This is a genomic window from Pseudomonas sp. K5002, from assembly GCF_013386655.1.
Lineage (GTDB): Bacteria > Pseudomonadota > Gammaproteobacteria > Pseudomonadales > Pseudomonadaceae > Aquipseudomonas.
In genome coordinates, this window is sequence record NZ_JACARK010001085.1 from 1 (window position 1) to 4,770 (window position 4,770).

Annotated in this window: 4 protein-coding genes; all 4 read left to right on the forward strand. The window is 63.5% G+C overall.

The window, feature by feature from the left end:
• Positions 1 to 554, forward strand: a 554-nt coding sequence (locus tag HX846_RS33400; protein ID WP_178967069.1) for an efflux RND transporter periplasmic adaptor subunit, incomplete at its 5' end; no start/stop codon positions are given.
• 12 nt (positions 555 to 566) lie between these two features.
• Entirely contained in the window at positions 567 to 3,659 is a 3,093-nt protein-coding gene (locus tag HX846_RS33405) for an efflux RND transporter permease subunit (protein ID WP_003214052.1), read from the forward strand.
• 43 nt (positions 3,660 to 3,702) lie between these two features.
• Positions 3,703 to 4,344, forward strand: a complete 642-nt coding sequence (locus HX846_RS33410) for a DUF1345 domain-containing protein (protein ID WP_003214055.1) — start codon at positions 3,703 to 3,705, stop codon at positions 4,342 to 4,344.
• 82 nt (positions 4,345 to 4,426) lie between these two features.
• A partial coding sequence (locus HX846_RS33415; RefSeq protein ID WP_178967070.1) for an AraC family ligand binding domain-containing protein occupies positions 4,427 to 4,770 on the forward strand: 344 nt, incomplete at its 3' end.

The window sequence follows — 4,770 nt, forward strand, 5'->3', positions numbered from 1 at the left end:
TCCAGCAACTGGACCCGATCCACGCCGACCTGACCCAATCCACCCGCGAGCTGAACGACCTGCGCCGGGCCTTTCGCGCCGGGCACTTGAAGCAAGTCGGCCAGGACCAGGCCAAGGCCACGCTGATCCAGGATGACGGCAGCCCGTACCCGCTGCCGGGCAAGTTGCTGTTCGCCGAGATCAGCGTCGACCCGGGCACCGGGCAGATCATCTTGCGCAGCGAGTTCCCCAACCCGGATCTCGACCTGCTGCCCGGCAGCTTTATCCGCGTGCGCCTGGAGCAAGCCGTCGACCAGCAAGGCATCAGCGTGCCGCAACGGGCGATCACCCGCGACAGCGCCGGGATCCCGATGGTGTTACTGCTGGACGCCGAGCAAACCGTGAGCCAGCAGCCGGTAGAACTGGGTTCGGTGGTCAATGACCGCTGGGTGGTGACCCGCGGCCTGAAGGCCGGTGACCGTATCGTCGTCGAAGGCCTGCAACACGCCCGCCCTGGCGAGAAAGTCCAGGTCGACGACAGCCCCGCGCCCATCGCCCAGGCATCCGGCCAATAAGGATCGTTAAACATGCCGCAGTTCTTTATTGACCGCCCGATCTTCGCCTGGGTGGTCGCCCTGTTTATCCTGCTGGCCGGCGCCCTCGCCATCCCGCAGTTGCCGGTGGCGCAGTACCCCAACGTCGCGCCGCCGAAAGTCGAGATCTATGCGGTGTACCCGGGTGCCTCCGCGCAAACCCTGGACGAAAGCGTGGTCAGCCTGATCGAGCAAGAGCTTAACGGCGCCGATCACCTGCTGTATTTCGAATCCCAGAGCAGCCTCGGTTCGGCCACCATCACCGCCACCTTTCAGCCGGGCACCGACCCGGAGATGGCCCAGGTTGACGTGCAAAACCGTCTCAAGGCGGTGGAGCCGCGCCTGCCCCAAGCCGTGACGCAGCAAGGCTTGCAGGTGGAGAAAGTCTCCGCCGGCTTCCTGCTGCTGGTGACCCTGACCTCCAGTGACGGCAAGCTCGATGACGTGGCGCTCAGCGATTACCTGGCGCGCAACGTGATGAACGAACTCAAGCGCCTGGACGGTGTGGGCAAGGCCCAGCTGTACGGCGCCGAACGCGCAATGCGCATCTGGATCGACCCGCAGAAGCTGATCGGCTTCAACCTGACCCCGGCCGACGTCAACGCGGCGATTGCGGCGCAGAACGCCCAAGTGTCGGCCGGCAGCATCGGCGATTTGCCAGGCACCAAGACCCAGGAGATCACCGCGTCGATCCTGGTGAAAGGCCAACTCTCGACCCCGGCCGAATTTGCCGACATCGTGCTCAAGGCCAACCCGGACGGTTCCACCGTGCGCGTCGGTGACGTGGCGCGGGTGGAAATCGGCAGCCAGGAATACCAGTTCTCCACCCGCCTGAACGGCAAGCCGTCCACCGCCGTCAGCGTGCAGCTGTCACCGGGCGCCAACGCCTTGAGCACCGCGACCTTGGTGCGGGCGAAGATGGACGAACTGGCGCGCTACTTCCCGGCCAACGTCGAATACAAAATTCCGTACGACACCTCGCCGTTCGTGAAGGTCTCGATCACCAAGGTGGTGTACACCCTGGGCGAAGCGATGTTGCTGGTGTTTGCGGTGATGTTCCTGTTCCTGCAAAACATCCGCTACACATTGATCCCGACGCTGGTAGTGCCCATCGCGCTGATGGGCACCTTTGCGACGATGCTGTTGCTGGGTTTCTCGATCAACGTGCTGACCATGTTCGGCATGGTATTGGCCATCGGCATTTTGGTGGACGATGCGATTGTGGTGGTAGAGAACGTCGAGCGGATCATGGTCACCGAGGGCCTGTCGCCCAAGGAGGCCACCCGCAAGGCCATGGGCCAGATTACCGGGGCGATTGTCGGTATCACCCTGGTGCTGGTGGCGGTGTTCCTGCCGATGGCGTTCATGCCGGGTTCGGTGGGCGTGATCTATCAGCAGTTCTCGTTGTCGATGGCCACCTCGATCCTGTTTTCGGCATTCCTCGCCCTGACCTTGACCCCAGCCCTGTGCGCGACCTTGCTCAAGCCGATTGCCAAGGGCGAGCACCATGAGAAAGGCGGGTTCTTCGGCTGGTTCAACCGGCGCTTCGAGCAGTTCACCGACCGCTATGAAGGCTGGGTGGCCTACGCCCTCAAGCGCAGCGGGCGTTACCTGTTGATCTATCTGGTGCTGGTGGTGGGGCTTGGGGTGCTGTTCGCCCGCCTGCCCTCGTCCTTCCTGCCGGTGGAAGACCAGGGCTACACCATCACCGATATCCAGCTGCCGCCGGGTGCCAGCAAAAACCGCACGGTGCAGGTGGCCGAGCAGATCGAGGCACACAACGCCGGCGAGCCGGGCGTGGGCGATACCACGATGATCATGGGTTTCAGCTTCTCCGGTTCGGGGCAGAACGCCGCGCTGGCGTTTACCACGCTCAAGGACTGGTCGGAGCGCAGCAGCAAGGATTCCGCCGCAGCCATTGCGGACCGGGCCAACGCGGCTTTCAGTGAGCTGAAGGACGCGATTGCCTATGCAATCCTGCCACCGCCGGTGGATGGCCTTGGCACCTCCAGTGGTTTCGAGTTCCGCCTGCAGGACCGTGGTGGCGTCGGCCATGCCGCGTTGATGGAGGCCCGCACCGAACTGCTGGCCGCTGCCGAGAAAAGCCCGATCCTGGCCAACGTGCGTGAAAGCGCCCTGGCCGAGGCACCTCAGGTACAGCTGGAAGTTGACCGCAAGCAAGCCAATGCCCTGGGCATTTCCTTTGCCGATATCGGCAATGTGCTGTCCTCGGCCATCGGTTCGGCCTATATCAACGACTTCCCCAACCAGGGCCGCATGCAGCGGGTGGTGGTGCAGGCCGAAGGTGATCAGCGCAGCCAGGTGGCCGACCTGATGAAGATCCATGTGCGCAACAATGCCGGGAAGATGGTGCCGCTGTCGGCCTTCGTCGAGGCGCGCTGGATTCAGGGCCCCGCCCAGTTGACCCGCTACAACGGCTACCCGGCCATCGCGATTTCCGGTGAATCGGCACCGGGCCACAGTACCGGCGAGGCGATGGAGGAAATCCAGCGCCTGGTCAGCCAACTGCCCGCCGGCCTGGGCCAGGAATGGACCGGCCTGTCGTTGCAGGAACGCTTGTCCGGCTCCCAGGCACCGCTGCTGCTCGGTTTGTCGCTGCTGATCGTGTTCCTGTGCCTGGCGGCGCTGTATGAGAGCTGGTCGATTCCGACCTCGGTGCTGCTGGTGGTGCCCCTCGGCGTGCTCGGCGCGGTATTGGCCGTAAGCTTGCGCGGGATGCCCAACGATGTGTTCTTCAAGGTCGGCCTGATTACCATCATTGGGCTGTCGGCGAAGAACGCGATCCTGATCATCGAGTTTGCCAAGGACCTGTATGACCAGGGTGAAGACCTGATCGACGCCACGTTGAAAGCCGCACGCCTGCGCCTGCGGCCGATCATCATGACGTCCCTGGCGTTCATCCTCGGCGTGGTGCCGTTGGCGATTGCCACGGGCGCCAGCTCGGCCAGCCAGCAGGCCATCGGTACCGGGGTGATCGGCGGCATGATTACCGCGACGCTGGCGGTGGTGTTTGTGCCGGTGTTCTTCGTCGTGGTCATGAAGCTGGTGCGCAAGCGCCACACGTAATAAATGCGCTATGGTGCTTACACATCCCTGATTTGTGAGCGCCATGCCCTTCCTCGCACGCACCCACCCTCGCCTGTCCTCCGCCGCCGTCCTGGGCCTGGCGGTGGGGCTCCTGGCTCCCGCCGACACGATCATCAGCAAAATCCTCATCGGCTGGAACGCCGGGGTCTGGACCTACCTGGTGCTGATGCTGTGGCTCACCAGCCATTCCCGCGCCGACGACGTGAAACGCATCGCCGAGATCGAGGACGAGAACGCCGGCCTGGTGTTGTTCATGGTGTGCATCGCGGCGATTGCCAGCCTGGCGACCATCACCCTGAACCTGGTGGGCACCAAGGACCTGAGCGATAGCCAGCGCCTGTTGCATTACGGCTTCACCGGCCTGACGGTGGTTGGCTCATGGCTGCTGATCGGGGTGATTTTCAGCGTGCACTATGCGCGCCTGTATTACACCTGGGACGGCCCCGAGCCGGCACTGCGCTTTGCCGAGGATTTACGCACGCCCAATTACTGGGACTTCCTGTACTTCTCGTTCACCATCGGCGTGGCGGTGCAAACGGCGGATGTCGGGGTTGCCACGCGTACCATGCGCAAGGTGGTGCTGGGGCAATCGTTGATCGGGTTTCTGTTCAACACGGCGATCCTGGGGTTCTCGATCAACATCGCCGCCGGATTGTTTGGATGAAGCTGCACAAACCTTCTAGACGCTAAGCCCCTGCAGGAGCGAGCTTGTTCGCTCTTGCAGTGTTCCACCCCATAGGTATTTTATGGCCGCCCACAACTGGATCGACCTGGCTCAGGACGCCGACACCGGCATCGAGACCCTGCGCGCGCATTTCGAGGGCCACGCCTACGACCCGCACTGGCACGACAGCTACCTGGTGGGCGTCACGGAGCAAGGCGTGCAGCAGTTCAACTGCCGTCGCACCCGCCATAACAGCGTGCCCGGCCAGGTGTTCCTGGTGGAGCCCGGCGAGCTGCACGACGGCGACGCGCCCACGGCGGACGGTTTTACCTACCACATGCTTTACCTCGACCCGCAGTGGTTGGCGCGGGAAGTCAGCGCAGTGTTCGAAGAAGCGCCGCTCGACAGCCAGCTGGGGTTTGCCAG